This window comes from Streptomyces hawaiiensis (assembly GCF_004803895.1).
Lineage (GTDB): Bacteria > Actinomycetota > Actinomycetes > Streptomycetales > Streptomycetaceae > Streptomyces > Streptomyces hawaiiensis.
Window position 1 is genome coordinate 5,932,550 of sequence record NZ_CP021978.1, and the last position, 23,017, is coordinate 5,955,566.

At 68.8% G+C, this 23,017-nt stretch carries 21 protein-coding genes; 20 read left to right on the top strand and 1 reads right to left on the bottom strand.

Annotation, left to right across the window (positions count from 1 at the left end; translation table 11 throughout):
* The first annotated feature begins 393 nt into the window (after positions 1 to 393).
* From rho to CEB94_RS27685, 20 genes are all read left to right on the top strand, one after another.
* Positions 394 to 2,451 (top strand): transcription termination factor Rho, encoded by a 2,058-nt coding sequence (gene rho / locus CEB94_RS27590; RefSeq protein ID WP_175434751.1) that lies wholly within the window; start codon positions 394 to 396, stop codon positions 2,449 to 2,451.
* Positions 2,452 to 2,575: 124 nt separating this feature from the next.
* Positions 2,576 to 4,363, top strand: a complete 1,788-nt coding sequence (locus CEB94_RS27595; RefSeq protein ID WP_175437188.1) for a trypsin-like serine protease — start codon at positions 2,576 to 2,578, stop codon at positions 4,361 to 4,363.
* Between the two features lie 206 nt (positions 4,364 to 4,569).
* Complete coding sequence (locus CEB94_RS27600; RefSeq protein WP_175434752.1) at positions 4,570 to 5,706, top strand: LCP family protein; 1,137 nt, start codon at positions 4,570 to 4,572, stop codon at positions 5,704 to 5,706.
* A gap of 210 nt (positions 5,707 to 5,916) precedes the next feature.
* On the top strand, positions 5,917 to 6,138 hold the full coding sequence (rpmE, locus tag CEB94_RS27605) for a 50S ribosomal protein L31 (protein ID WP_031140670.1): 222 nt from the start codon (positions 5,917 to 5,919) through the stop codon (positions 6,136 to 6,138).
* A 108-nt stretch (positions 6,139 to 6,246) separates the two neighbouring features.
* Positions 6,247 to 7,323 (top strand): peptide chain release factor 1, encoded by a 1,077-nt coding sequence (gene prfA / locus CEB94_RS27610; protein ID WP_175434753.1) that lies wholly within the window; start codon positions 6,247 to 6,249, stop codon positions 7,321 to 7,323.
* Between the two features lie 49 nt (positions 7,324 to 7,372).
* Entirely contained in the window at positions 7,373 to 8,218 is an 846-nt protein-coding gene (gene prmC / locus CEB94_RS27615) for a peptide chain release factor N(5)-glutamine methyltransferase (RefSeq protein ID WP_175434754.1), read from the top strand.
* A 70-nt stretch (positions 8,219 to 8,288) separates the two neighbouring features.
* Positions 8,289 to 8,936: an L-threonylcarbamoyladenylate synthase gene (locus tag CEB94_RS27620; RefSeq protein WP_175434755.1), complete on the top strand. Its 648-nt coding sequence runs from the start codon at positions 8,289 to 8,291 to the stop codon at positions 8,934 to 8,936.
* Complete coding sequence (locus CEB94_RS27625; protein WP_175434756.1) at positions 8,933 to 9,613, top strand: arsenate reductase/protein-tyrosine-phosphatase family protein; 681 nt, start codon at positions 8,933 to 8,935, stop codon at positions 9,611 to 9,613. Before CEB94_RS27620 ends, CEB94_RS27625 begins: the two co-directional genes overlap by 4 nt.
* Before the next feature lie 68 nt (positions 9,614 to 9,681).
* Entirely contained in the window at positions 9,682 to 10,920 is a 1,239-nt protein-coding gene (locus CEB94_RS27630) for a serine hydroxymethyltransferase (protein ID WP_175434757.1), read from the top strand.
* Positions 10,921 to 11,049: 129 nt separating this feature from the next.
* Positions 11,050 to 12,396 carry an MraY family glycosyltransferase gene (locus tag CEB94_RS27635; protein WP_175434758.1) on the top strand — a complete coding sequence of 449 codons (1,347 nt, stop codon included), beginning with the start codon at positions 11,050 to 11,052 and terminating at the stop codon, positions 12,394 to 12,396.
* Positions 12,397 to 12,693: 297 nt separating this feature from the next.
* Complete coding sequence (locus CEB94_RS27640; protein ID WP_175434759.1) at positions 12,694 to 13,131, top strand: Cg1360 family ATP-synthase-associated protein; 438 nt, start codon at positions 12,694 to 12,696, stop codon at positions 13,129 to 13,131.
* A gap of 225 nt (positions 13,132 to 13,356) precedes the next feature.
* Complete coding sequence (atpB, locus tag CEB94_RS27645) at positions 13,357 to 14,172, top strand: F0F1 ATP synthase subunit A (protein WP_484422082.1); 816 nt, start codon at positions 13,357 to 13,359, stop codon at positions 14,170 to 14,172.
* A 79-nt stretch (positions 14,173 to 14,251) separates the two neighbouring features.
* A complete protein-coding gene (locus CEB94_RS27650; protein ID WP_031104199.1) occupies positions 14,252 to 14,488 on the top strand; it encodes an ATP synthase subunit c family protein in 237 nt (78 codons plus the stop codon).
* Positions 14,489 to 14,526: 38 nt separating this feature from the next.
* On the top strand, positions 14,527 to 15,075 hold the full coding sequence (locus CEB94_RS27655) for a F0F1 ATP synthase subunit B (RefSeq protein ID WP_142159450.1): 549 nt from the start codon (positions 14,527 to 14,529) through the stop codon (positions 15,073 to 15,075).
* Positions 15,072 to 15,887: a F0F1 ATP synthase subunit delta gene (locus CEB94_RS27660; protein ID WP_175434760.1), complete on the top strand. Its 816-nt coding sequence runs from the start codon at positions 15,072 to 15,074 to the stop codon at positions 15,885 to 15,887. The genes CEB94_RS27655 and CEB94_RS27660 overlap by 4 nt, the downstream gene beginning before the upstream one ends.
* Positions 15,888 to 16,013: 126 nt before the next feature.
* Positions 16,014 to 17,603: a F0F1 ATP synthase subunit alpha gene (gene atpA / locus CEB94_RS27665; protein ID WP_031140695.1), complete on the top strand. Its 1,590-nt coding sequence runs from the start codon at positions 16,014 to 16,016 to the stop codon at positions 17,601 to 17,603.
* Positions 17,604 to 17,623: 20 nt separating this feature from the next.
* Positions 17,624 to 18,541 carry a F0F1 ATP synthase subunit gamma gene (locus CEB94_RS27670; protein ID WP_175434761.1) on the top strand — a complete coding sequence of 306 codons (918 nt, stop codon included), beginning with the start codon at positions 17,624 to 17,626 and terminating at the stop codon, positions 18,539 to 18,541.
* Complete coding sequence (gene atpD / locus CEB94_RS27675; RefSeq protein WP_175434762.1) at positions 18,542 to 19,978, top strand: F0F1 ATP synthase subunit beta; 1,437 nt, start codon at positions 18,542 to 18,544, stop codon at positions 19,976 to 19,978.
* Positions 19,979 to 20,095: 117 nt separating this feature from the next.
* Positions 20,096 to 20,473, top strand: coding sequence for a F0F1 ATP synthase subunit epsilon (locus CEB94_RS27680; RefSeq protein WP_175434763.1), 378 nt, complete (start codon positions 20,096 to 20,098; stop codon positions 20,471 to 20,473).
* Between the two features lie 130 nt (positions 20,474 to 20,603).
* On the top strand, positions 20,604 to 21,050 hold the full coding sequence (locus tag CEB94_RS27685; RefSeq protein ID WP_031140706.1) for a DUF2550 domain-containing protein: 447 nt from the start codon (positions 20,604 to 20,606) through the stop codon (positions 21,048 to 21,050).
* Positions 21,051 to 21,085: 35 nt separating this feature from the next.
* On the opposite strand, the gene CEB94_RS27690 is transcribed toward CEB94_RS27685, so the two are convergent.
* The gene (locus CEB94_RS27690) at positions 21,086 to 22,909 is read right to left on the bottom strand and encodes a glycoside hydrolase family 18 chitinase (protein ID WP_175434764.1); all 1,824 of its coding nucleotides are present in this window, start codon (positions 22,907 to 22,909) and stop codon (positions 21,086 to 21,088) included.
* Positions 22,910 to 23,017: the final 108 nt, after the last annotated feature.

Sequence of the window (23,017 nt, forward strand, 5' to 3'; positions counted from 1 at the left end):
ATTGCCGGATTTCGAGAGGGGGAATGTTTGTTGGATCCGGTAGTGTTAATCTCAAGTCTGCACCCGACCCCACCATGGCGAGGTGCCTCGTGTCCCCGTCCGGGACAGACATTCTTCCGGGAGCCCCCCAAGCCGCACTGTGTTTTGTACGTCGGACCGTACGCCGTGCACGGACACTGAGCGGGGCGCAGGGCACGCTCCGGAACCGGTGCGACCACGCCGCGTGACACTGACACTGGGTGCCACGGCTCAAGGAAGCGCCATCACCAGATTCCTCCGCCGCTTAGGCGGACCACCGCCCCGGCACGGTTCACACCACACGGACCGAAGCCGGACAGCACAACCGGTCGCCGAGCCAGACAGGCCGACGTCCGCTCCAGGGAAGGACCCTTCGTGAGCGACACCACCGATCTGATGGGCGCACGTGTCGAGGAGACCGCTGCCGCGCCCGCCACGGACGCCTCCGCGCCTGCCACCGGTGCCGGCTCCCGGCGGCGCCGCGGTACCGGCCTCGACGGCATGGTGCTGGCCGAGCTGCAGCAGGTCGCATCCGGCCTCGGCATCAGGGGCACCGCGCGTATGCGCAAGAGCCAGCTGATCGAGGTCATCAAGGAGGCGCAGGCGTCCGGCGGCGCCGCTCCGGCCGCGAAGGCCGAGGCCCCCGCCGAGACCAAGCCCAAGCGCCGCGCCACCTCGCGGACCCGTACGGGCGACAACGCCGAGAAGGCGGACAAGAAGGCGGACGCGAAGGAGGCCTCGCAGGCCCCCGCGGACAAGGCCGACAAGGCCGTGGCCCAACAGCAGATCGAGATCCCCGGCCAGCCCGCCGGAGGCGCCTCCCGGTCGGGCGAGAACGAGCGCGGGGGAGACGACGCGCCCGAGCGTCGCCGTCGCCGGGCCACCGCCGAGGCCGGAGCCCCGGCCGCCGCCACGGAGACCATCGTCGCCGAGGCGAAGAACGACTCCAAGGCCGAGACGCCGGCGCAGTCGCAGCAGCAGTCCCAGAACAACGAGGCCAAGTCCGACGCCGGTGACGGCGAGGGCCGTCGTCGCGACCGCCGTGACCGCGGCCGTGACCGGGACCGCGACCGCGACCGGGACCGTCGCGGTGGCAAGGGCGACGACCAGCAGGGCGGCCAGCGCGGCCAGCAGCAGAGCCAGGGCGGCGGCGGCCGTCAGGACCGTGGCCAGCAGCAGCAGGACGACGACGACTTCGAGGGCGGCCGTCGTGGCCGTCGCGGGCGCTACCGCGACCGCCGGGGCCGTCGCGGCCGTGACGAGATGGGCCCCGAGCCGCAGCTCAACGAGGACGACGTCCTGATCCCCGTCGCGGGCATCCTGGACATCCTCGACAACTACGCCTTCATCCGCACGTCCGGCTACCTGCCCGGCCCGAACGACGTGTACGTCTCCCTCGCCCAGGTTCGCAAGAACGGCCTGCGCAAGGGCGACCACATCACCGGTGCCGTGCGCCAGCCCAAGGAAGGCGAGCGGCGCGAGAAGTTCAACGCGCTGGTGCGTCTGGACTCCGTCAACGGCATGGCGCCCGAATCCGGGCGCGGGCGGCCGGAGTTCAACAAGCTGACGCCGCTGTACCCGCAGGACCGCCTCCGTCTGGAGACGGACCCGGGTGTCCTCACCACTCGCATCATCGACCTCGTGTCGCCGATCGGTAAGGGTCAGCGTGGTCTGATCGTGGCGCCGCCGAAGACCGGCAAGACCATGATCATGCAGGCGATCGCCAACGCGATCACGCACAACAACCCCGAGTGCCACCTGATGGTCGTCCTCGTCGACGAGCGTCCGGAAGAGGTCACCGACATGCAGCGGTCGGTGAAGGGCGAGGTCATCTCCTCGACCTTCGACCGCCCGGCCGAGGACCACACCACGGTCGCCGAGTTGGCCATCGAGCGCGCCAAGCGCCTGGTGGAACTGGGTCACGACGTGGTCGTGCTGCTCGACTCGATCACCCGTCTGGGCCGTGCGTACAACCTCGCCGCCCCGGCCTCCGGCCGCATCCTGTCCGGTGGTGTCGACTCGACGGCGCTGTACCCGCCGAAGCGCTTCTTCGGTGCGGCCCGCAACATCGAGGACGGCGGCTCGCTGACCATCCTCGCCACCGCGCTGGTGGACACCGGGTCCCGCATGGACGAGGTCATCTTCGAGGAGTTCAAGGGCACGGGCAACGCCGAGCTCAAGCTCGACCGGAAGCTCGCCGACAAGCGGATCTTCCCGGCGGTGGACGTCGACGCGTCCGGCACCCGTAAGGAAGAGATCCTGCTCGCCCCCGACGAGCTCGCCATCGTCTGGAAGCTGCGCCGGGTGCTGCACGCTCTCGACCAGCAGCAGGCGGTGGAGCTGCTTCTCGACAAGATGAAGCAGACGAAGTCGAACGCCGAGTTCCTGATGCAGATCCAGAAGACGACGCCGACGCCCGGCAACGGCGACTGAGGCAATCTCTGCGCAAAGGGCCGCTCCCAGTAAGGGGGCGGCCCTTTGTGATGGTCGTGTGCACGTTAGGATCACGCTCTCTTCGAACTTGTGATCCCGAGGGGGGACATACGTGGGTACACCCATGCCCGGGGGCGGTCGGCACAGACGCCGGATACGCATCGCACTGCCCGTCGCCGCGGCCGGTGTCGCCGCCGCCGTGGCCGGCGCGCTGCTGACGACGTCCGCCGGTGCGGCCACCCCGCTGCCGCAGCCGACGATCAAGCCCGCCACCAGCTCGCCCTCGCTCACCGAGCTGGAGAAGCGCGTCGCGGGCGCCATGGCCGGTGACGACGTCGCCGGCAAGACGAGCAAAGCCTCGCTCAGCGCGAACACCGCCCCGAGCCGCATCGACCCGAAGGTCATCGGCGGCAACGAGACCACCATCAGCACGGCCCCGTGGATGGCGCAGCTCCACTACTACGACGACCGGGGCACGTCGAGCACCGGCGACGACGTCGGCTTCTTCTGCGGCGGCGCCGTCGTCGCGCCGACGAAGATCCTCACCGCCGCGCACTGCGTCAAGGGCTACAACTGGAACGCCAACGGCGCCGTCGTCACCGGCACCTCCCAGCTGCCCTCGGCCGACGGCACCGACCTGCACGGCGGCACCGTCACCGGCGTCTGGCGGCAGTGGAACCACCCGTCGTACAACGCGACGACCATCGACAACGACATCGCGGTGCTGACCCTGCCCGTCCCGGTCAAGGCCACCCCGATCCGTATGACGACGTCCGGCGACACCACCTCGTACAAGGCCGGCACCAGCGCCAAGGTCTACGGCTGGGGCCGCACCAGCTCCACCAGCGACGACATCTCCGAGACGCTGAAGACCGCCACGCTGCCCGTGCAGTCCGACACGACCTGCTCCGGCGCGTACGGCAGGGACTTCGTCAAGGGCCACATGGTCTGCGCGGGCAAGCCCGCCACCGGAAGCGACACCGGCACCGTCTCCGCCTGCAACGGCGACTCCGGCGGACCCCTGGTCGTCAACAACCGGATCGTCGGCGTCGTCTCCTGGGGCGTGACCGACTGCGTCGCCAAGGGCGCCTACAGCGTCTTCAGCAAGGTCAGCACGTACGTCGGCGCGGCCTACCCGCGCCTCGACGACACCAACGTCAGCGGCGACCACAAGGCCGACCTCTGGGTGCGCAACGCCTCCACCAAGACCGGCTACTCCAAGGACTCCAAGGGCACGTCGTTCGCCGCCCGCGAGTCATGGGGCAACTGGAACGGCGTGAACGTCGTCCTGCAGACCGACCTCGACCGCGACGGCTACCAGGACCTGGTCTACCGGCGCAGCAGCGACGGCGACCTCTTCTGGACGCACTACGTCATCTCCAGCGGCACCTGGTCCACCAAGCAGATCGCCGACAACTGGAAGACCCGCACCCGGATCATCACCCCCGGTGACGTCACCGGCGACTACCTGCCCGACCTGCTCTCGGTCGACTCCGCGGGCGTCATGTGGATCTACCCGGGCAAGGGCAACGGCACCTTCGCGCCCCGCGTGAAGGTGGGCTCCGGCTGGAACCAGTACAACTCCGTGCGCGGCAAGGGCGACTACAACGGGGACGGCAAGACCGACCTGATCGCCCGCAGCAAGTCGGGCAGCTACCTCTACCTCTACAAGGGCACCGGCAAGGCCGGCTCGGGTGCGTTCTCGGCCCGGGTCAAGGTGCGCACGTGGGGCGGCTACAACGCCTTCGACGCGCCCGGCGACGTCACCGGCGACGGCAAGGCCGACTTCCTGGCCCGCACCCCCGGGGGCACGCTCTACCTGTACCCGGGCACCGGCAAGGGGACCAGCGAGATCTTTGCCACAAGGAAGTCCGTGGGCACCGATTTCAAGCAGTACGACATCTTCGGCTGAAATTGCAGGTGAGCGGGTCTCACCCCGCAGCGACGAACACGGACTGTGCCCACCGTTCCACGCGGTGGGCGCAGTCCGTTGTGCAACCCTTTCCCGAGTTTCTCCGTCTGACCAGGTGGGGCGACGATGGTGCGAGGAAGGTCTTCTCCGGCCACGCCTGGCACTGACCGCAGGGGGTAACCGACCGTAGAAGAGCTGAGGAGTACATGTCCGCCGAGAGCACGCCGGGTCCGGGTATACCGGGCGACACCGGCATCAACGGAGCGCGTCACCGCGGCAAGGGCAGGCGCCGCAAGCCCCAGAAGCGTCGCAAGGGCCTGCTGATCACGGCCTGGACCGCCGCGGGCATCGTCGTGCTGGGCGGCGCCGGGGCCGGGTACCTGTACTTCAAGCTCAACGGCAACCTCAAGAGCGTCGACATCGACCAGGCCCTCGGTGCGGACCGGCCCAAGAAGGCCGACAACGGCTCGGAGAACATCCTCGTCCTCGGCTCCGACACCCGCGCCGGCGGCAACAAGAAGCTCGGCGGCGGCACCGACGACGGCAGCGCCCGCTCCGACACGGCGATGATCGTGCACGTCTACAAGGGCCACAAGAAGGCCAGCGTGGTCTCCATCCCGCGCGACACCCTGATCGACCGTCCCTCGTGCACGGACACCAAGGGCGACGAGTACCCCGCCGCGCGCAGCGTGATGTTCAACTCCGCGTACTCCACCGGCGGGGCCGCCTGCGCCGTGAAGACCGTCGAGTCGATCACCGACCTGCGTATGGACCATTATCTGGAGGTCGACTTCTCCGGCTTCCAGAAGCTCATCGACGACCTCGGCGGCGTCGAGATCACCACGACCAAGAGCATCGACGACCCCGACAGCCATCTGAAGCTGAAGGCCGGCACCCACACGCTCGACGGCGAGCAGGCCCTCGGTCTGGTCCGCACCAGACACGGCGTCGGCGACGGCTCCGACCTGGGCCGGATCCAGCTCCAGCAGGCCTTCATCAAGGCCCTGGTCAACCAGATCAAGGACGTCGGCGTCTTCTCGGACCCGAAGAAGCTGCTCGACCTCGCCGAGACCGCGACCAAGACGGTGACGACCGACTCCGACCTCGGCTCGGTCAACAAGCTCGCCTCCTTCGCGAGCGGCCTCAAGGGCATCGGCCCGTCCAACATGCACATGATCACGATGCCGGTGGCCTACGACCCGGCCGACCCCAACCGCGTCCTCCTCCAGGAGAAGAAGGCCGACCAGATCTGGAAGGCCCTGGAGAACGACAGGCCGATCCCCAAGAGCGCGACAAAGGGCAACGCCTCGGGCGAGGCCAAGGGCGTCGTGACCGCACCCTGACGGGCACCACCCTCAGGGGCGCGGGGCTGTGTCGATGTGCGGCTCCGCCGCGGGGCGCGACAAGCCCCCACCGGCCCGCGGGGAATAGATCACAACAACCCCCGGTTTTGGGAGTAGGCCCCAGTCCTGGCAGACTGGTACGTCGGCCCCGGTTCACGCTCCCGCACCCCGCGGCAGCGACCCGGCGCCCTCCCGAACCTAGGAGACACCTTGAAGCGCGACATCCACCCCGAGTACGTCGAGACGCAGGTCAGCTGCACCTGTGGCGCGTCGTTCACCACCCGCAGCACCATCGAGTCCGGTGCCATCCGTGCCGATGTCTGCTCCGAGTGCCACCCGTTCTACACGGGCAAGCAGAAGATCCTCGACACCGGTGGCCGTGTGGCCCGCTTCGAGGCCCGCTTCGGCAAGGCCGCCGGCTCCAAGAAGTAGCGAGCCTCAATTCGCCGGTCCACGGAAGCGCCCCCCACACCGGGCGCTCCGGGACCGGCGTTTTTGGTCGCCCGCCCTTCACCCCCGTCCGCACACAGGAGCCCCAAGATGTTCGAGGCCGTCGAGGAACTCGTCGCCGAGCACGCCGACCTGGAGAAGAAGCTCGCCGACCCGTCGGTCCACTCCGACCAGGCCAACGCGCGCAAGCTGAACAAGCGTTACGCCGAGCTCACCCCCATCGTCGCCACGTACCGCTCCTGGACGCAGATGGGCGACGACATCGGGGCCGCGCGTGAACTGGGCGCCGACGACCCGGAGTTCGCCGCCGAGGTCAAGGAGCTGGAGAAGGCGCGCGAGGAGCTGACGGAGAAGCTGCGGCTTCTTCTCGTCCCGCGCGACCCCAGCGACGACAAGGACGTCATCCTCGAGATCAAGGCGGGCGCGGGCGGCGACGAGTCGGCGCTCTTCGCCGGCGACCTGCTGCGCATGTACCTGCGCTACGCCGAGCGCGTCGGCTGGAAGACCGAGATCATCGACGCCACCGAGTCCGAGCTGGGCGGCTACAAGGACGTCCAGGTCGCCGTGAAGACCAAGGGCGGCCAGGGAGCCACCGAGCCCGGCCAGGGCGTCTGGGCGCGGATGAAGTACGAGGGCGGCGTGCACCGCGTGCAGCGCGTGCCCGCGACGGAGTCCCAGGGCCGCATCCACACCTCCGCGGCCGGTGTGCTCGTCACGCCCGAGGCCGAGGAGGTCGACGTCGAGATCAACCCGAACGACCTCCGCATCGACGTCTACCGGTCCTCCGGGCCCGGCGGACAGTCCGTCAACACCACCGACTCGGCCGTGCGCATCACGCACATTCCGACCGGAGTCGTCGCCTCCTGCCAGAACGAGAAGAGCCAGCTGCAGAACAAGGAGCAGGCACTGCGTATCCTGCGCTCCAGGCTGCTCGCGGCGGCGCAGGAGGAAGCGGAGAGGGAGGCCGCCGACGCCCGCCGCAGCCAGGTCCGCACGGTCGACCGATCCGAGAAGATCCGCACGTACAACTTCCCGGAGAACCGCATCTCCGACCACCGCGTCGGCTTCAAGGCGTACAACCTGGACCAGGTCCTGGACGGCGACCTCGACGCGGTGATCCAGGCCTGCGTCGACGCGGACTCGGCTGCGAAGCTGGCGGCCGCGTAAGGCACGTGCGAGCACGTACGAGCACGTACGAGTAATACGGAGGACTTGCGTGAACCTGCTGCTCGCGGAGGTGGCCCAGGCCACCCAGCGGCTCGCCGACGCCGGCGTGCCCTCGCCGCGTACCGACGCGGAGGAACTCGCCGCGTTCGTGCACGGCGTCAAGCGCGGCGAGCTGCACTCCGTCAAGGACTCCGACTTCGACGCCCGCTACTGGGAGGTCATCGCCCGCCGCGAGGCCCGCGAACCGCTCCAGCACATCACCGGGCGCGCCTACTTCCGCTATCTGGAACTCCAGGTCGGCCCCGGGGTGTTCGTACCGCGGCCCGAGACGGAGTCCGTGGTCGGCTGGGCCATAGACGCCGTACGGGCCATGGACGTCGTCGAGCCGTGCATCGTCGACCTGTGCACCGGCTCCGGCGCCATCGCGCTCGCCCTCGCCCAGGAGGTGCCGCGCTCGCGTGTGCACGCCGTCGAGCTGTCCGAGGACGCCCTGCGGTGGACCCGCAAGAACGTCGAGGGCTCCAGGGTCGACCTGCGGCAGGGCAACGCCCTCACGGCCTTCCGCGACCTGGACGGCCAGGTCGACCTGGTCATCACCAACCCGCCGTACATCCCGCTCACCGAGTGGGAGTACGTCGCCCCCGAGGCGCGGGACTACGACCCCGACATGGCCCTCTTCTCCGGCGAGGACGGCCTCGACCTCATCCGCGGCCTGGAACGCACCGCGCACCGGCTGCTGCGCCCGGGCGGCGTGGTCGTCGTCGAGCACGCCGACACCCAGGGCGGCCAGGTGCCGTGGATCTTCGCCGAGGACCGCGGCTGGACCGACGCGGCCGACCACCCGGACCTGAACAACCGCCCGCGTTTCGCCACGGCCCGCAAGGCCCTGCCGTGAGCACACCGGGCACCCCGCGGTCTTCGCGGACTTCATCCCAGCAGCACGTGTACGAGGAGGCCAGCTAAAGATGGCACGGCGATACGACACCAACGACGCGACCGACCGTGTGACCGGTCTGCGCGAGGCAGCGTCCGCCGTCCGCCGTGGCGAGCTCGTGGTGCTGCCGACGGACACGGTGTACGGCATCGGCGCCGACGCGTTCTCCTCGGAGGCGGTCGCCGACCTGCTGGAGGCGAAGGGCCGGGGCCGCAACATGCCCACCCCCGTCCTCATCGGCTCCCCGAACACGCTGCACGGCCTCGTCACGGACTTCTCCGAGCTGGCCTGGGAGCTGGTCGACGCCTTCTGGCCGGGCGCGCTCACGCTCGTCGCCCGGCACCAGCCGTCCCTGCAGTGGGACCTCGGGGACACCCGTGGCACGGTCGCCGTGCGCATGCCACTGCACCCGGTCGCCATCGAGCTGCTGACCGAGGTCGGCCCCATGGCCGTCTCCTCCGCCAACCTGACCGGCCACCCGGCGCCGGAGGACTGCGACTCCGCGCAGGAGATGCTCGGCGACTCCGTCTCCGTCTACCTCGACGGCGGCCCGACCCCCGGCAACGTCCCGTCGTCGATCGTCGACGTGACCCGTGAGGTGCCGTTGCTGCTGCGCGCGGGTGCCATCACGGCGGACGAGCTGCGAAAGGTCGTACCCGACCTCGAGGTGGCGAATTGACGGCCCCTGGATCGGGGCGTGGCATAGGCAACGGGGAAAGCGCGGCGGAGATCACGACGACCTTCGTGGGACTTCCGCGTGACAGCTTCCGCATCCTCCACGTCAGCACCGGCAACGTGTGCCGCTCGCCCATCACCGAGCGGCTGACCCGCCATTTCGTCAAGGAGCGGCTCGGCATCCTCGGCGGCGGGCTCATCGTGGAGAGCGCGGGCACCTGGGGCCATGAGGGCGCTTCGATGGAGTCCCACGCGGAGACCGTCCTGGCCGACTTCGGCGCGGACGCCTCCGGCTTCACCGGGCGCGAGCTCCTCGACGAGCACGTGATCCGCGCCGACCTGGTGCTGACCGCCACCAGGGACCACCGGGCGCAGGTCATCTCCATGGGGCACTCGGCGGGCCTGCGCACCTTCACACTCAAGGAGTTCACCCGTCTGGTCAAGGCCATCGACCCGGCGACCCTGCCGCCCCTGGAGGACGGTGTGGTCGTCCGCGCGCGTGCGCTGGTCCGTGCCGCGGCCGCTCTACGCGGGTGGCTGCTGGCGCCGACCGCCGAGGCGGACGAGGTCTACGACCCGTACGGCGCGCCCCTGACGTTCTTCCGGTCCATCGGGGACGAGATACACCAGGCACTCGACCCGGTCGTGACAGCCCTCACCGGCGTCCCCGCAAAGACGTAACGACCGAGCGCTCCGCAGGCCCCGGGCCTACATTGGTCCTACGTCACCGTCGACGCCCGGAGCCCATCATGACGGTCACCCCTGCCATCGAGGCCGACGTCCTGCGCCGCCAGGACCCCGAGCTCGCCGACATCCTGCTCGCGGAGCGGGAGCGGCAGTCGACGACGCTCCAGTTGATCGCCGCCGAGAACTTCACCTCGCCGGCCGTGCTGGCCGCCCTCGGCTCACCCCTGGCCAACAAGTACGCCGAGGGCTACCCGGGGGCGCGCCACCACGGCGGCTGCGAGATCGTCGATGTCGCCGAGCGCCTCGCCGCGGACCGGGCCAGGGCGCTGTTCGGCGCCGACCACGCCAACGTCCAGGCGCACTCGGGCTCTTCGGCGGTGCTGGCCGCCTACGCCGCCCTGCTGCGCCCCGGCGACACCGTCCTCGCACTCGGCCTGCCCTACGGCGGCCACCTCACGCACGGCTCGCCCGCCAACTTCTCCGGCCGCTGGTTCGACTTCGTCGGGTACGGCGTGGAGGCCGAGTCCGGGTTCATCGACCACGAGCAGGTGCGCACCCTGGCCCGCACGCGCCGCCCCAAGGCGATCGTGTGCGGCTCGATCGCCTACCCCCGGCACATCGACTACGCGTTCTTCCGCGAGGTCGCCGACGAGGTGGGCGCCTACCTCATCGCGGACGCCGCGCACCCCCTCGGGCTCGTCGCCGGGGGAGCGGCCCCCAATCCGGTGCCGTACGCGGACATCGTGTGCGGGACCACCCACAAGGTGCTGCGGGGCCCGCGCGGCGGCCTGGTCCTGTGCCGCTCGGAGCTGGCCGAGCGGGTCGACCGGGCCGTTTTCCCCTTCACCCAGGGCGGCGCTCAGATGCACACCATCGCCGCCAAGGCGGTCGCGTTCGGGGAGGCGGCAACACCGGCCTTCGCCGCGTACGCCCATCAGGTGGTGGCGAATGCGCGGGTTCTGGCGGCCCGGCTGGCCGCGGCGGGCCTGGTCGTCACCACCGGCGGCACGGACACCCATCTGATCACCGCCGACCCGGCGCCCCTCGGCGTCGACGGACGCAGCGCCCGGGGCCGCCTCGCCGCGGCCGGCCTGGTCATGGACTGCTGCGCACTGCCGCACGGCGACGCCCGGGGCCTGCGGCTCGGTACGGCCGCGATCACCACGCAGGGCATGGGCGAGGCGGAGATGGTCCGGATCGCCGAGCTGCTCACTGGGGTGCTCCGGGGCGTGACGGAGACCTCGAGAGCCCGTGAAGATGTGCGGGAGCTGGCCGGTGGATTTCCGCCGTATCCCGCTTGAGTCGGGGTAAGCGCACCAGGGTGCACAGCCACTCGTGCAACCATCGTCGCTACCCGGAAGTCCCCACCCATATGCGCGCATCGCTAGGGTGTGAGGCTGAGATGGCCAGCGAGACCTGTGGGGAAGCCCGTGCGTGAATACCTCCTGACGCTCTGCATCACGGCCGCGGTGACGTATCTGCTGACAGGGCCGGTACGGAAGTTCGCGATCGTGGCCGGAGCGATGCCGGAGATCCGGGCACGTGACGTGCACCGGGAGCCCACTCCGCGACTCGGCGGTATCGCGATGTTCTTCGGCCTGTGCGCGGGACTGCTGGTCGCCGATCACCTGACGAACCTCAACCAGGTCTTCGAGACGTCGAACGAACCCCGGGCGCTGCTGTCCGGGGCGGCGCTGATCTGGCTGATCGGTGTGCTGGACGACAAGTTCGAGATCGACGCCCTGATCAAGCTGGGCGGCCAGATGATCGCCGCCGGCGTGATGGTGGTGCAGGGTCTGACGATCCTGTGGCTGCCGATCCCGGGTGTCGGCTCGGTCGCGCTCACCCAGTGGCAGGGCACCCTGCTGACGGTCGCGCTGGTCGTCATCACCATCAACGCGGTCAACTTCGTCGACGGCCTCGACGGCCTCGCGGCCGGCATGGTCTGCATCGCGGCCACGGCGTTCTTCCTGTACGCCTACCGCATCTGGTACTCGTACGGCATCGAGGCCGCCGCCCCGGCCACCCTCTTCTCGGCGATCCTGATGGGCATGTGCCTGGGCTTCCTGCCGCACAACATGCACCCGGCGCGGATCTTCATGGGTGACTCGGGCTCGATGCTGATCGGCCTGGTCCTGGCCGCCGGCGCGATCTCCATCACGGGGCAGGTCGACCCGGACGCCCTCAACCTGTACGTGGGGTCCGAGAAGGAGGCCGTGCACCAGACGGTCCCCGTCTACATCCCGCTGCTGCTGCCGCTGACGATCATCGCGGTGCCGGCGGCCGACCTGATCCTGGCGATCGTGCGCCGCACCTGGCGCGGCCAGTCCCCGTTCGCCGCCGACCGCGGCCACCTGCACCACCGGCTGCTGGAGATCGGCCACTCGCACAGCCGCGCGGTGCTGATCATGTACTTCTGGTCGGCGCTGATCGCCTTCGGCGCGCTCGCCTACTCGGTCAACTCGGCGTCCATGTGGATCGTGCTGGGCGTCGTCTTCCTCAGCGCGATCGGCCTCCTCCTGCTGCTGCTGCCGCGCTTCACGCCGCGTGCCCCGCGTTGGATGGAGCGCTTCGTGCCGCCGCGCTACCGGCGACGCGGCTCGGTCGCGGCCCTGGCACCCGAGGCCTCGACGCCGGCGTCCGCGGCGGACCAGCAGGCGGCCGCCGGGCCCGAGAACCGCACCCCCGTGGTGTCCGGGGTCGCCGGTGTCAACGGGGCAACCGCCATCGGCCCCCGTTCGCGTCTGGCCGACCGGCGCAAGGCCGGGACAAGGTAAGAATCTGACTAGAGCATTACCAAGTCGTGGGGCCATGATGGGTGTGCGAAGCGCCCTATACCAGACATGTCGGCGTGGTTCTCGCTCAGACGCGCAGGTTCACTCTCATGTGTGACAGTGCGCACACCTTCAGGTAAAGACTGCATCAAATAGTTTGTGATACGGTTCACGAGAACCCCCCGGATAGAGCCGAAGGACCGCAGTGCGACGGTCCATTGGCGTGAGGTCTCCACTCAGCCCGGGACTACGCTCGTCCATGACGACACCCCTGCCCCCTGCGAAAGCGGAGTTGCCGCCATGCCGTCCAATGACGCCCGGAACCTCTTGCAGTGCGCTGTACCCACAGCCGCTGCCGGTGCGGTCGTGGTCGCCGTCAGTGGCGTGGTGGCCGGAGGCAAGGGAGCCATCGGGGCGGGCATCGGCACCGTGCTGGCCATCCTCTTCATGGGAATCGGTCTCTACGTTCTCCAGTGGACGGCAAAAACGCTCCCGCAGTTGTTCCAGGCCATGGGGCTGATGCTCTATGTCGCCCAACTGCTGCTTCTCCTGATCTTCGTCGCCCTCTTCAAGGACACCTCTCTCTTCAACGCGAAGACGTTCGCCCTCGGGCTCGTCATCGCGACCGTCGTGTGGATGGCCGCGCAAGCTCGTGCGCATATGAAGGCCAAGATCTTCTACATCGACCCGGACTCCGAGAAGAGTGAGAAGCCCGAGAAGACCGGGTCGTCGTCGTGACGGGTAGGGGCGCGATAAAGGCCGGTGAGAACTCCTGCTATCGTCCGGTGCCAACTGCGGCATCGCGGGCGCGGGCAACTGAGCTGACGCCTGCTCGAACGCGAGGCTCGATGCCCCCCAGCCGCCCTCACATCCGTAACACCAGTCCGGTGCCGATCCGCGGCTGCGCGCCGCGCCGACACAACGAGGTTGCCGTACCTATGCGTCACGCCGAAGGAGCCCGCGGTGAGTGCTGACCAGACCCAGCTCGCCTTTGACTGGAGCTGTCGGATCATGTCCGACGGGTGTGGTTTTCCGGCACCGGGCCTGCACTCGTTCCTCTTCAAGCCGATTGCCACGGTTGGAGGGTTCGAGTTCAACAAGGTGATGCTGCTTGCCCTCATCACCACCATCCTCGTCATCGGCTTCTTCTATGCGGCCTTCGGCAAGGCCAAGGTGGTGCCGGGCAAACTGCAGATGGTGGGTGAAGCCGGTTACGACTTCGTCCGCCGCGGCATCGTCTACGAGACCCTCGGAAAGAAGGAGGGCGAGAAGTACGTCCCCTTGATGGTCTCGCTCTTCTTCTTCATCTGGATCATGAACATCTGGTCCGTGATCCCGCTCGCGCAGTTCCCGGTCTCGTCGATCATCGCGTACCCGGCTGTGCTGGCCGCGATCGTCTACGTGACCTGGGTCTCGCTGACCTTCAAGCGGCACGGCTTCGTCGGGTTCTTCAAGAACGTCACCGGCTACGACAAGTCGCTCGGCCCGGTGCTGCCGCTCGTGATGGTCATCGAGTTCTTCTCGAACCTGCTCGTCCGGCCGTTCACGCACGCGGTGCGACTGTTCGCGAACATGTTCGCCGGCCACCTGATGCTCGTCATGTTCACCGTCGCCTCCTGGTACCTGCTGAACAGCTGGATGATCCCGGCGGCCGGTATCTCGTTCGTGATGACCATGGTCATGATCCTCTTCGAGCTTTTCGTGCAGGCCGTCCAGGCGTACGTCTTCGTACTCCTCGCCTGCACGTACATCCAGGGCGCTCTGGCCGAGCACCACTGAGCCCCTCCCGCCCCCGCAAGTCCCAAGAACGTCCGGTGGCCAACCCCCGCCGGTCCGTGAAAGAGAAGGAAGATTCAGCATGGCTGCCACTGAGACCCTTGCCGCTGTCTCCGGTTCGCTCGGCTCCATCGGCTACGGCCTCTCCGCCATCGGCCCCGGCATCGGCGTCGGCATCATCTTCGGCAACGGCACCCAGGCCCTGGCCCGCCAGCCCGAGGCCGCCGGCCTGATCCGTGCCAACCAGATCCTGGGCTTCGCGTTCTGTGAGGCGCTCGCCCTCATCGGCATCGTTATGCCGTTCGTGTTCGGTAAGTAATCACCGCTTACTGACACGCATCGACGAAAGGCACTGATGTGATCGCCAACCTGGTGCAGCTGGCGGCCGAGGAAGAGCAGAACCCGCTCGTTCCTCCGGGCCCCGAGCTGCTCGTCGGCACCATCGCCTTCGCCATCGTGTTCTTCTTCTTCTGGAAGAAGCTGCTTCCGAACATCAACAAGGTTCTGGAGGAGCGCCGCGCGGCGATCGAAGGCGGTATCGAAGAGGCCGAGACCATGAAGGTCGAGGCCCAGAGCGTCCTTGAGCAGTACAAGGCACAGCTCGCCGAGGCCCGGCACGAGGCCGCGCGTCTGCGCCAGGAGGCGCAGGAGCAGGGTGCCACGCTCATCGCCGAGATGCGGGCCGAGGGCCAGCGTCAGCGCGAGGAGATCGTCGCCGCCGGTCACTCCCAGATCGAGGCCGACCGCAAGGCCGCCGCTTCCGCGCTGCGCCAGGACGTCGGCAAGCTCGCCACCGACCTGGCCGGCAAGCTCGTCGGGGAGTCCCTCGAGGACCACGCCCGCCAGAGCCGCGTGATCGACCGGTTCCTCGACGAGCTCGAGGAGAAGGCCGAGGCCGGACGATGAACGGAGCGAGCCGCGAGGCCCTGGCAGCCGCACGCGAGCGTCTCGACGCGCTGACGGACTCGACGTCCGTGAACGCGGGCTCGCTCGCCGACGAGCTGGCCGCCGTCACCGCGCTGCTCCACCGCGAGGTGTCGCTGCGTCGGGTCCTCACCGACCCGGCGCAGGCAGCGGAGGCCAAGGCCGAACTGGCCCAGCGTCTGCTCGGCACCCAGGTCAGCGGCCCGGCCGCCGACCTGGTGGCCGGCATGGTGCGCTCCCGCTGGTCGCAGTCGCGCGACCTGGTGGACGCGCTGGAGGTGCTGGCCGACACCGCCGACCTCACCGCCGCGCAGCAGGCCGGCAAGCTCGACGACGTCGAGGACGAGCTGTTCCGGTTCGGCCGGATCGTCTCCGGCAGCACCGAGCTGCGTGCCGCGCTGACCGACCGCAAGGCCACCACCTCGGCCAAGGGCGCGCTGCTGCGCAGCCTGCTCGGCGGCCGGGCGCAGTCGGTGACCGAGCGTCTGGTCACGCGCCTTGTGACCGCGCCGCGTGGACGTAGCCTGGAGTCGGGACTCGAGTCCCTGTCCAAGCTCGCCGCCGACCGCCGGGACCGCATGGTGGCCATCGTCACCTCAGCGGTACCGCTGAGCGACCCGCAGAAGCAGCGCCTGGGCGCCGCCCTCGCGAAGCTCTACGGCCGCAAGATGCACCTCAACCTGGACGTGGACCCCGAGGTCCTCGGCGGAATCCGGGTGCAGGTCGGTGACGAGGTCATCAACGGCTCCCTGGCGGACCGCATCGAGGACGCCAGCCGCCGGCTCGCCGGCTGAGCAGCAACTCAATAGGCAGTACGTACTTACGACGGCCCTGGTTGGGCCGTGCAGAAGAATCCTGGGGGTCGCCCCCAGACCCCCAAAGTGAAACTTCGGGCCCAACAAGGAGAGCAGGGAACCCAGATGGCGGAGCTCACGATCCGGCCGGAGGAGATCCGGGACGCGCTGGAGAACTTCGTCCAGGCGTACAAGCCGGACGCGGCCTCGCGCGAGGAGGTCGGTACGGTCACCTTCGCCGGCGACGGTATCGCGAAGGTCGAGGGTCTGCCCTCGGTCATGGCCAACGAGCTGCTGAAGTTCGAGGACGGCAGCCTCGGCCTCGCCCTCAACCTCGAGGAGCGCGAGATCGGCTGCGTCGTCCTCGGTGAGTTCAGCGGTGTCGAGGAGGGCCAGCCGGTGCAGCGCACCGGTGAGGTTCTGTCCGTAGCGGTGGGCGAGGGCTACCTCGGCCGCGTGGTGGACCCCCTCGGCAACCCGATCGACGGCCTCGGCGAGATCGAGACCGAAGACCGTCGCGCCCTGGAGCTGCAGGCCCCGGGCGTCATGGTCCGTAAGTCGGTGCACGAGCCGATGGAGACGGGCTACAAGGCCGTCGACGCGATGACCCCGGTCGGCCGTGGCCAGCGTCAGCTGATCATCGGTGACCGCCAGACCGGCAAGACCGCCCTGGCCGTCGACACGATCATCAACCAGCGCGACAACTGGCGTACCGGCGACCCGAACAAGCAGGTCCGCTGCATCTACGTCGCCATCGGCCAGAAGGGCTCCACGATCGCCGGTGTGCGCGGCGCTCTGGAGGAGGCCGGCGCGCTGGAGTACACGACCATCGTCGCCGCCCCGGCGTCCGACCCGGCCGGCTTCAAGTACCTGGCGCCGTACACCGGTTCGGCCATCGGCCAGCACTGGATGTACCAGGGCAAGCACGTCCTGATCATCTTCGACGACCTGTCGAAGCAGGCCGACGCCTACCGCGCCGTGTCGCTGCTGCTGCGCCGCCCGCCGGGCCGTGAGGCCTACCCGGGTGACGTCTTCTACCTGCACTCCCGTCTGCTGGAGCGCTGCGCGAAGCTCTCCGACGAGATGGGCGCCGGCTCGATGACCGGTCTGCCGATCGTCGAGACGAAGGCCAACGACGTCTCGGCGTTCATCCCGACCAACGTCATCTCCATCACCGACGGCCAGTGCTTCCTGGAGTCGGACCTGTTCAACGCCGGTCAGCGCCCCGCGCTGAACGTCGGTATCTCCGTCTCCCGCGTCGGTGGTTCCGCCCAGCACAAGGCGATGAAGCAGGTTTCCGGCCGTCTGCGCGTGGACCTCGCCCAGTTCCGTGAGCTGGAGGCCTTCGCCGCCTTCGGTTCCGACCTGGACGCCGCGTCCAAGGCGCAGCTGGAGCGTGGCCAGCGCATGGTCGAGCTGCTGAAGCAGGCGCAGTACCAGCCGATGGCCACCGAGGACCAGGTCGTCTCCGTCTGGGCCGGCACCACCGGCAAGATGGACGACGTTCCCGTCGCCGACATCCGCCGCTTCGAGAAGGAGCTGCTGGACTACCTGCACCGCAAGGAGCAGGGCCTGATGACCTCCATCCGCGAGGGCGGCAAGATGTCCGACGACACCCTTCAGGCTGTCGCCGAGGCCATCGCCGAGTTCAAGAAGCAGTTCGAGACCTCCGACGGCAAGCTGCTCGGCGAGGACACCCCGGCTGCCGGCAAGTGACGACGGAAGGGACCTGACTCATGGGAGCCCAGCTCCGGGTCTACAAGCGTCGCATCCGATCCGTCACCGCGACCAAGAAGATCACCAAGGCGATGGAGATGATCGCCGCCTCGCGCGTCGTCAAGGCGCAGCGCAAGGTGGCGGCCTCCACCCCGTACGCGACCGAGCTCACCCGGGCGGTCACGGCGGTCGCCACCGGTTCCAACACCAAGCACCCGCTGACGACGGAGGCGGAGAACCCGACCCGTGCCGCGGTCCTGCTCCTCACGAGCGACCGTGGTCTGGCAGGCGCCTTCAACTCCAACGCCATCAAGGCCGCGGAGAAGCTCACGGCGCAGCTCGAGGCCGAGGGCAAGGAGGTCGTCAACTACATCGTCGGCCGCCGCGGTGTAGCCCACTACAACTTCCGCGAGCGCAAGATCGCGGAGTCGTTCACGGGCTTCACCGACGAGCCGTCGTACGCGGATGCCAAGAAGGTCGCGGCACCGTTGATCGAGGCCATCGAGACGGAGACGGCGGAAGGCGGCGTGGACGAGCTCCACATCGTCTACACCGAGTTCGTGTCGATGATGACGCAGACGGCGATCGAGGCCCGGCTCCTGCCGCTCAGCCTCGACGAGGTGGCGGCGGAGGCCGCGCCCAAGGGCGAGATCCTCCCGCTGTTCGACTTCGAGCCCTCGGCGGAGGACGTCCTCGACGCCCTGCTGCCGCGCTACGTCGAGAGCCGCATCTACAACGCGCTGCTCCAGTCGGCCGCCTCCAAGCACGCCGCCACGCGGCGCGCGATGAAGTCGGCCACCGACAACGCCGGAGAGCTCATCGAGACGCTCACCCGGCTTGCCAACCAGGCCCGCCAGGCCGAAATCACCCAGGAAATCAGCGAGATCGTCGGTGGCGCGAGTGCCCTGGCCGACGCGACCGCGGGGAGTGACCGATAAATGACCACCACTGTTGAGACGGCCACGGCGACGGGCCGCGTCGCGCGGGTCATCGGCCCGGTCGTCGACGTGGAGTTCCCCGTCGACGCGATGCCGGAGATCTACAACGCCCTGCACGTCGAGGTCGCAGACCCGGCGCTGGCGGGCGAGAAGAAGACGCTGACCCTGGAGGTCGCCCAGCACCTGGGTGACGGCCTGGTCCGCGCCATCTCCATGCAGCCCACCGACGGCCTGGTCCGCCAGGCCTCGGTGACCAACACCGGCGCGGGCATCACCGTCCCCGTCGGCGACTTCACCAAGGGCAAGGTGTTCAACACCCTCGGTGAGGTGCTGAACAGCGACGAGGTCCACGAGGGCGAGCGCTGGTCCATCCACCGCAAGGCCCCCGCGTTCGACCAGCTCGAGTCGAAGACCGAGATGTTCGAGACGGGCCTGAAGGTCGTCGACCTGCTCACCCCGTACGTCAAGGGCGGCAAGATCGGTCTGTTCGGTGGTGCCGGTGTCGGCAAGACCGTGCTGATCCAGGAAATGATCATGCGTGTCGCCAACCTCCACGAGGGCGTCTCCGTCTTCGCGGGCGTCGGCGAGCGCACCCGTGAGGGCAACGACCTCATCGCGGAGATGGAAGAGTCCGGCGTTCTGGACAAGACCGCCCTGGTCTTCGGTCAGATGGACGAGCCCCCGGGCACCCGTCTGCGCGTGGCCCTGGCCGGCCTGACGATGGCGGAGTACTTCCGTGACGTCCAGAAGCAGGACGTGCTGTTCTTCATCGACAACATCTTCCGCTTCACCCAGGCCGGTTCCGAGGTGTCGACCCTGCTCGGCCGTATGCCCTCCGCGGTGGGCTACCAGCCGAACCTGGCCGACGAGATGGGCACCCTCCAGGAGCGCATCACCTCGACCCGTGGTCACTCGATCACCTCGATGCAGGCGATCTACGTCCCCGCGGACGACCTGACCGACCCGGCCCCGGCCACCACCTTCGCCCACCTCGACGCGACGACGGTGCTCTCCCGTCCGATCTCCGAGAAGGGCATCTACCCGGCCGTGGACCCGCTGGACTCCACGTCCCGGATCCTCGACCCGCGGTACATCTCGGCGGACCACTACAACGCCGCGATGCGCGTGAAGAACATCCTGCAGAAGTACAAGGACCTGCAGGACATCATCGCGATCCTCGGTATCGACGAGCTCGGCGAGGAGGACAAGCTCGTCGTCCACCGTGCCCGTCGCGTGGAGCGCTTCCTGTCCCAGAACACCCACGCCGCCAAGCAGTTCACCGGCGTGGACGGTTCGGACGTGCCGCTGGACGAGTCGATCGCCGCGTTCAACGCGATCTGCGACGGCGAGTACGACCACTTCCCGGAGCAGGCGTTCTTCATGTGCGGTGGTCTCGAGGACCTGAAGAGCAACGCGAAGGAGCTGGGCGTCTCCTGACCCGGGCCGTGCTCGAGTCATGAGGGGGCGGGGTTCGTCCCGCCCCCTCATTCACGCCTACTAGACTTGTAACCAACACCCGGCACTCCTGCCGGGTGGTGACCCGAGGAGCCACCCTTGGCTGCTGAGCTGCACGTCGCGCTGGTCGCGGCCGACCGTGAGGTCTGGTCCGGCCAGGCCACCCTGGTCGTCGCGCGCACCACGTCCGGCGACATCGGCGTCATGCCCGGTCACCAGCCGCTGCTCGGTGTGCTGGAATCGGGCCCGGTGACCATCCGTACCAGTGGGGGCGGGACGGTCGTCGCCGCGGTCCACGGCGGATTCATCTCGTTCGCGGACGACAAGCTCTCGCTGCTGGCGGAAGTCGCCGAGCTGTCGGACGAGATCGATGTCCAGCGTGCCGAGCAGGAGCTCGAGCGCGCGAAGGCGGAGGACGACGCGGAGGCCCAGCGCCGCGCGGACGTCCGTCTGCGGGCTGCCACGGCGGCGCGCTGACCCCGTCCGCCGTGTGATGACGTCACTCAGCCGCGGCTGGGTACCGGAGAGATCCGGACCCAGCCGCGGCTGAGGCGGATGTGGGTGATTTTTACGTTCCGTTACCTAGGAGACGAGGAGGTCGGTGTCGATGGTCCTCGCTCTGACTGTGTGCGGAATCGTGGTGGCCCTCGTGGTGGTGGGCCTGTTCGTCTTCGGCCTGCGCCGTCGGCTGATCCAGCGCTCGGGCGGCACCTTCGACGCCAGCCTGCGCTGGGACACCCCGGAGGAGGGCGACCGGAGCGGCAAGGGCTGGGCGTACGGGGTGGCCCGCTACAACGGTGACCGCGTCGAGTGGTACCGCGTCTTCTCGTACTCGCCGCGTCCGCGTCGTGTCCTGGAGCGTTCGGCGATCGAGGTCGCCGGCCGCCGTGTCCCGGAGGGCGAGGAGGAGCTGGCGCTGCTCTCCGACCATGTGATCCTGGCCTGTCTGCACCGGGGCACGCGTCTCGAGCTCGCGATGAGCGAAGACGCGCTGACCGGTTTCCTCGCGTGGCTCGAGGCAGCCCCGCCCGGTCAGCGCGTCAATGTCGCCTGAGCCTCACGGCCCTTCGAACGTCCTTGTGATCCGGCCTACTTCAGACCGCTGTCGATGGCGTTCACCAGCTCTCCGTTGCCGGTGTCACCGCTGAATTCCCAGAAGAACGCGCCGCCCAGCCCCTGGTTCTTCGCCCACGCCATCTTCGAGCCGATGGTGGCCGGAGTGTCGTACGACCACCAGTTGCTGCCGCAGTGCGCGTACGCCGTGCCGGCGATGGTGCCGGTGGCCGGGCAGGAGTTCTTCAGGACCTTGTAGTCCTCGATGCCCGCCTCGTATGTGCCCGGAGCCGCGCCGGTCGCCGAGCCGCCCGGGGCGGACTGGGTGACGCCGGTCCAGCCGCGACCGTAGAAGCCGATGCCGAGCAGCAGCTTCTTGGCCGGGACGCCCTTCGCCTTCAGCTTGGCGATCGCGTCGGCCGAGTTGAATCCCGCCTGCGGGATCCCCGGGTACGACGTGAGCGGGGAGTGCGGGGCGGTCGGGCCGTCCTTGTCGAAGGCGCCGAAATAGTCGTACGTCATCACGTTGTACCAGTCGAGGTACTGGGCGGCGCCGCCGTAGTCGGCCGCGTCGATCTTGCCGCCGGAGGAGCCGTCGGCGGTGATGGCCGCGGTGACCAGGTAGTCCGGGCCGAACTCGGCGCGCAGCGCCTGGGAGAGGTTCCTGAATGCCGCCGGACCCGAGGTGTCGCAGGTCAGGCCGCAGGCGTTCGGGTACTCCCAGTCGATGTCGATGCCGTCGAAGACGTCGGCCCAGCGCGGGTCCTCGACGACGGCCTTGCAGGACTTGGCGAACGCCGCCGCGTTCTGCGCGGCCTGGCCGAAGCCGCCGGAGTAGGTCCAGCCGCCGAAGGAGTACAGCACCTTGATGTGCGGGTACTTCGCCTTCAGCTGGCGCAGCTGGTTGAAGTTGCCGCGCAGCGGCTGGTCCCAGGTGTCGGCGGTGCCGCTGACGGACTGGTCGGCGGTGTAGGCCTTGTCGTAGGCGGCGTAGGTGTCGTCGACGGTGCACTGGCCGTTCTTGACATTGCCGAACGCGTAGTTGATGTGGGTGATTTTCGACGCCGAGCCCGAGGTCACCAGGTTCTTGACGTGGTAGTTGCGGCCGTAGACGCCCCACTCTGTGAAGTAGCCGAGCTTGACCTTGTCGCCGGTGGGCGGCTCGGTGGTGCCGCCGGTGGTGCGGACCCGTACGGCGCCGCTGACCGGGCCGGTCTGGTCGGCGGTGTCACGGGCCTGGACGGAGTAGGAGTAGTCGGTGCCGGCGGTGAGGCCCGTGTTGGTGTACGACGTGCCCGTCACGGTCGCGACCTTGGTGCCGTCGCGCAGGACGTCGTAGTTCTTGACGCCCTTGTCGTCGGTGGCGGCGGACCAGGACAGCTTCACGGACGTGCTGGTGATGTCCGAGGCGGTGGGGGTGCCGGGGGCGCTCGGCGCGCTGTCGCCGGGTTCCGTGGTGCCGCCGTCGCAGCTGGCGCCGTTGAGCTCGCAGTTCGCGGGGGAGCCGGAGCCGCTGCCGTTGAAGCCGAAGGAGACGGAGGCGCCGGGGGCGAGGGTGCCGTTCCAGGACTTGTTCTTCGCGGTCCAGTGGGTGCCGGAGGACGTGACGTCGGCGTCCCAGGAGGAGGTGACGGAGGTGCCGGAGGGGAAGTCCCACTCGACGGTCCAGGAGCCGATGGCCGTGGTGCCGGTGTTCTTCACCGTCCACTTGCCCTCGAAGCCGGAGCCCCAGTCCTGGGTCTTGGCGTAGGTGGCGGTGGCGGACGTCGCGGCCTGGGCCGGGCTCGCCAGGCCGACGAGGCCGGCCAGCGGGAGCAACAGGGTCGCGAACCCTGCCGCGGCTCTGTGTCTGAAGCGCATGCTGCGCCTCCTTGATGGAGTTGTGGGGGGCGTGACTGAGCCTCACGCCACTCATGGTGCGGTGAGAATAGAAAGGTCTGGACCACCGGTCAATAGGTCTGGACCACC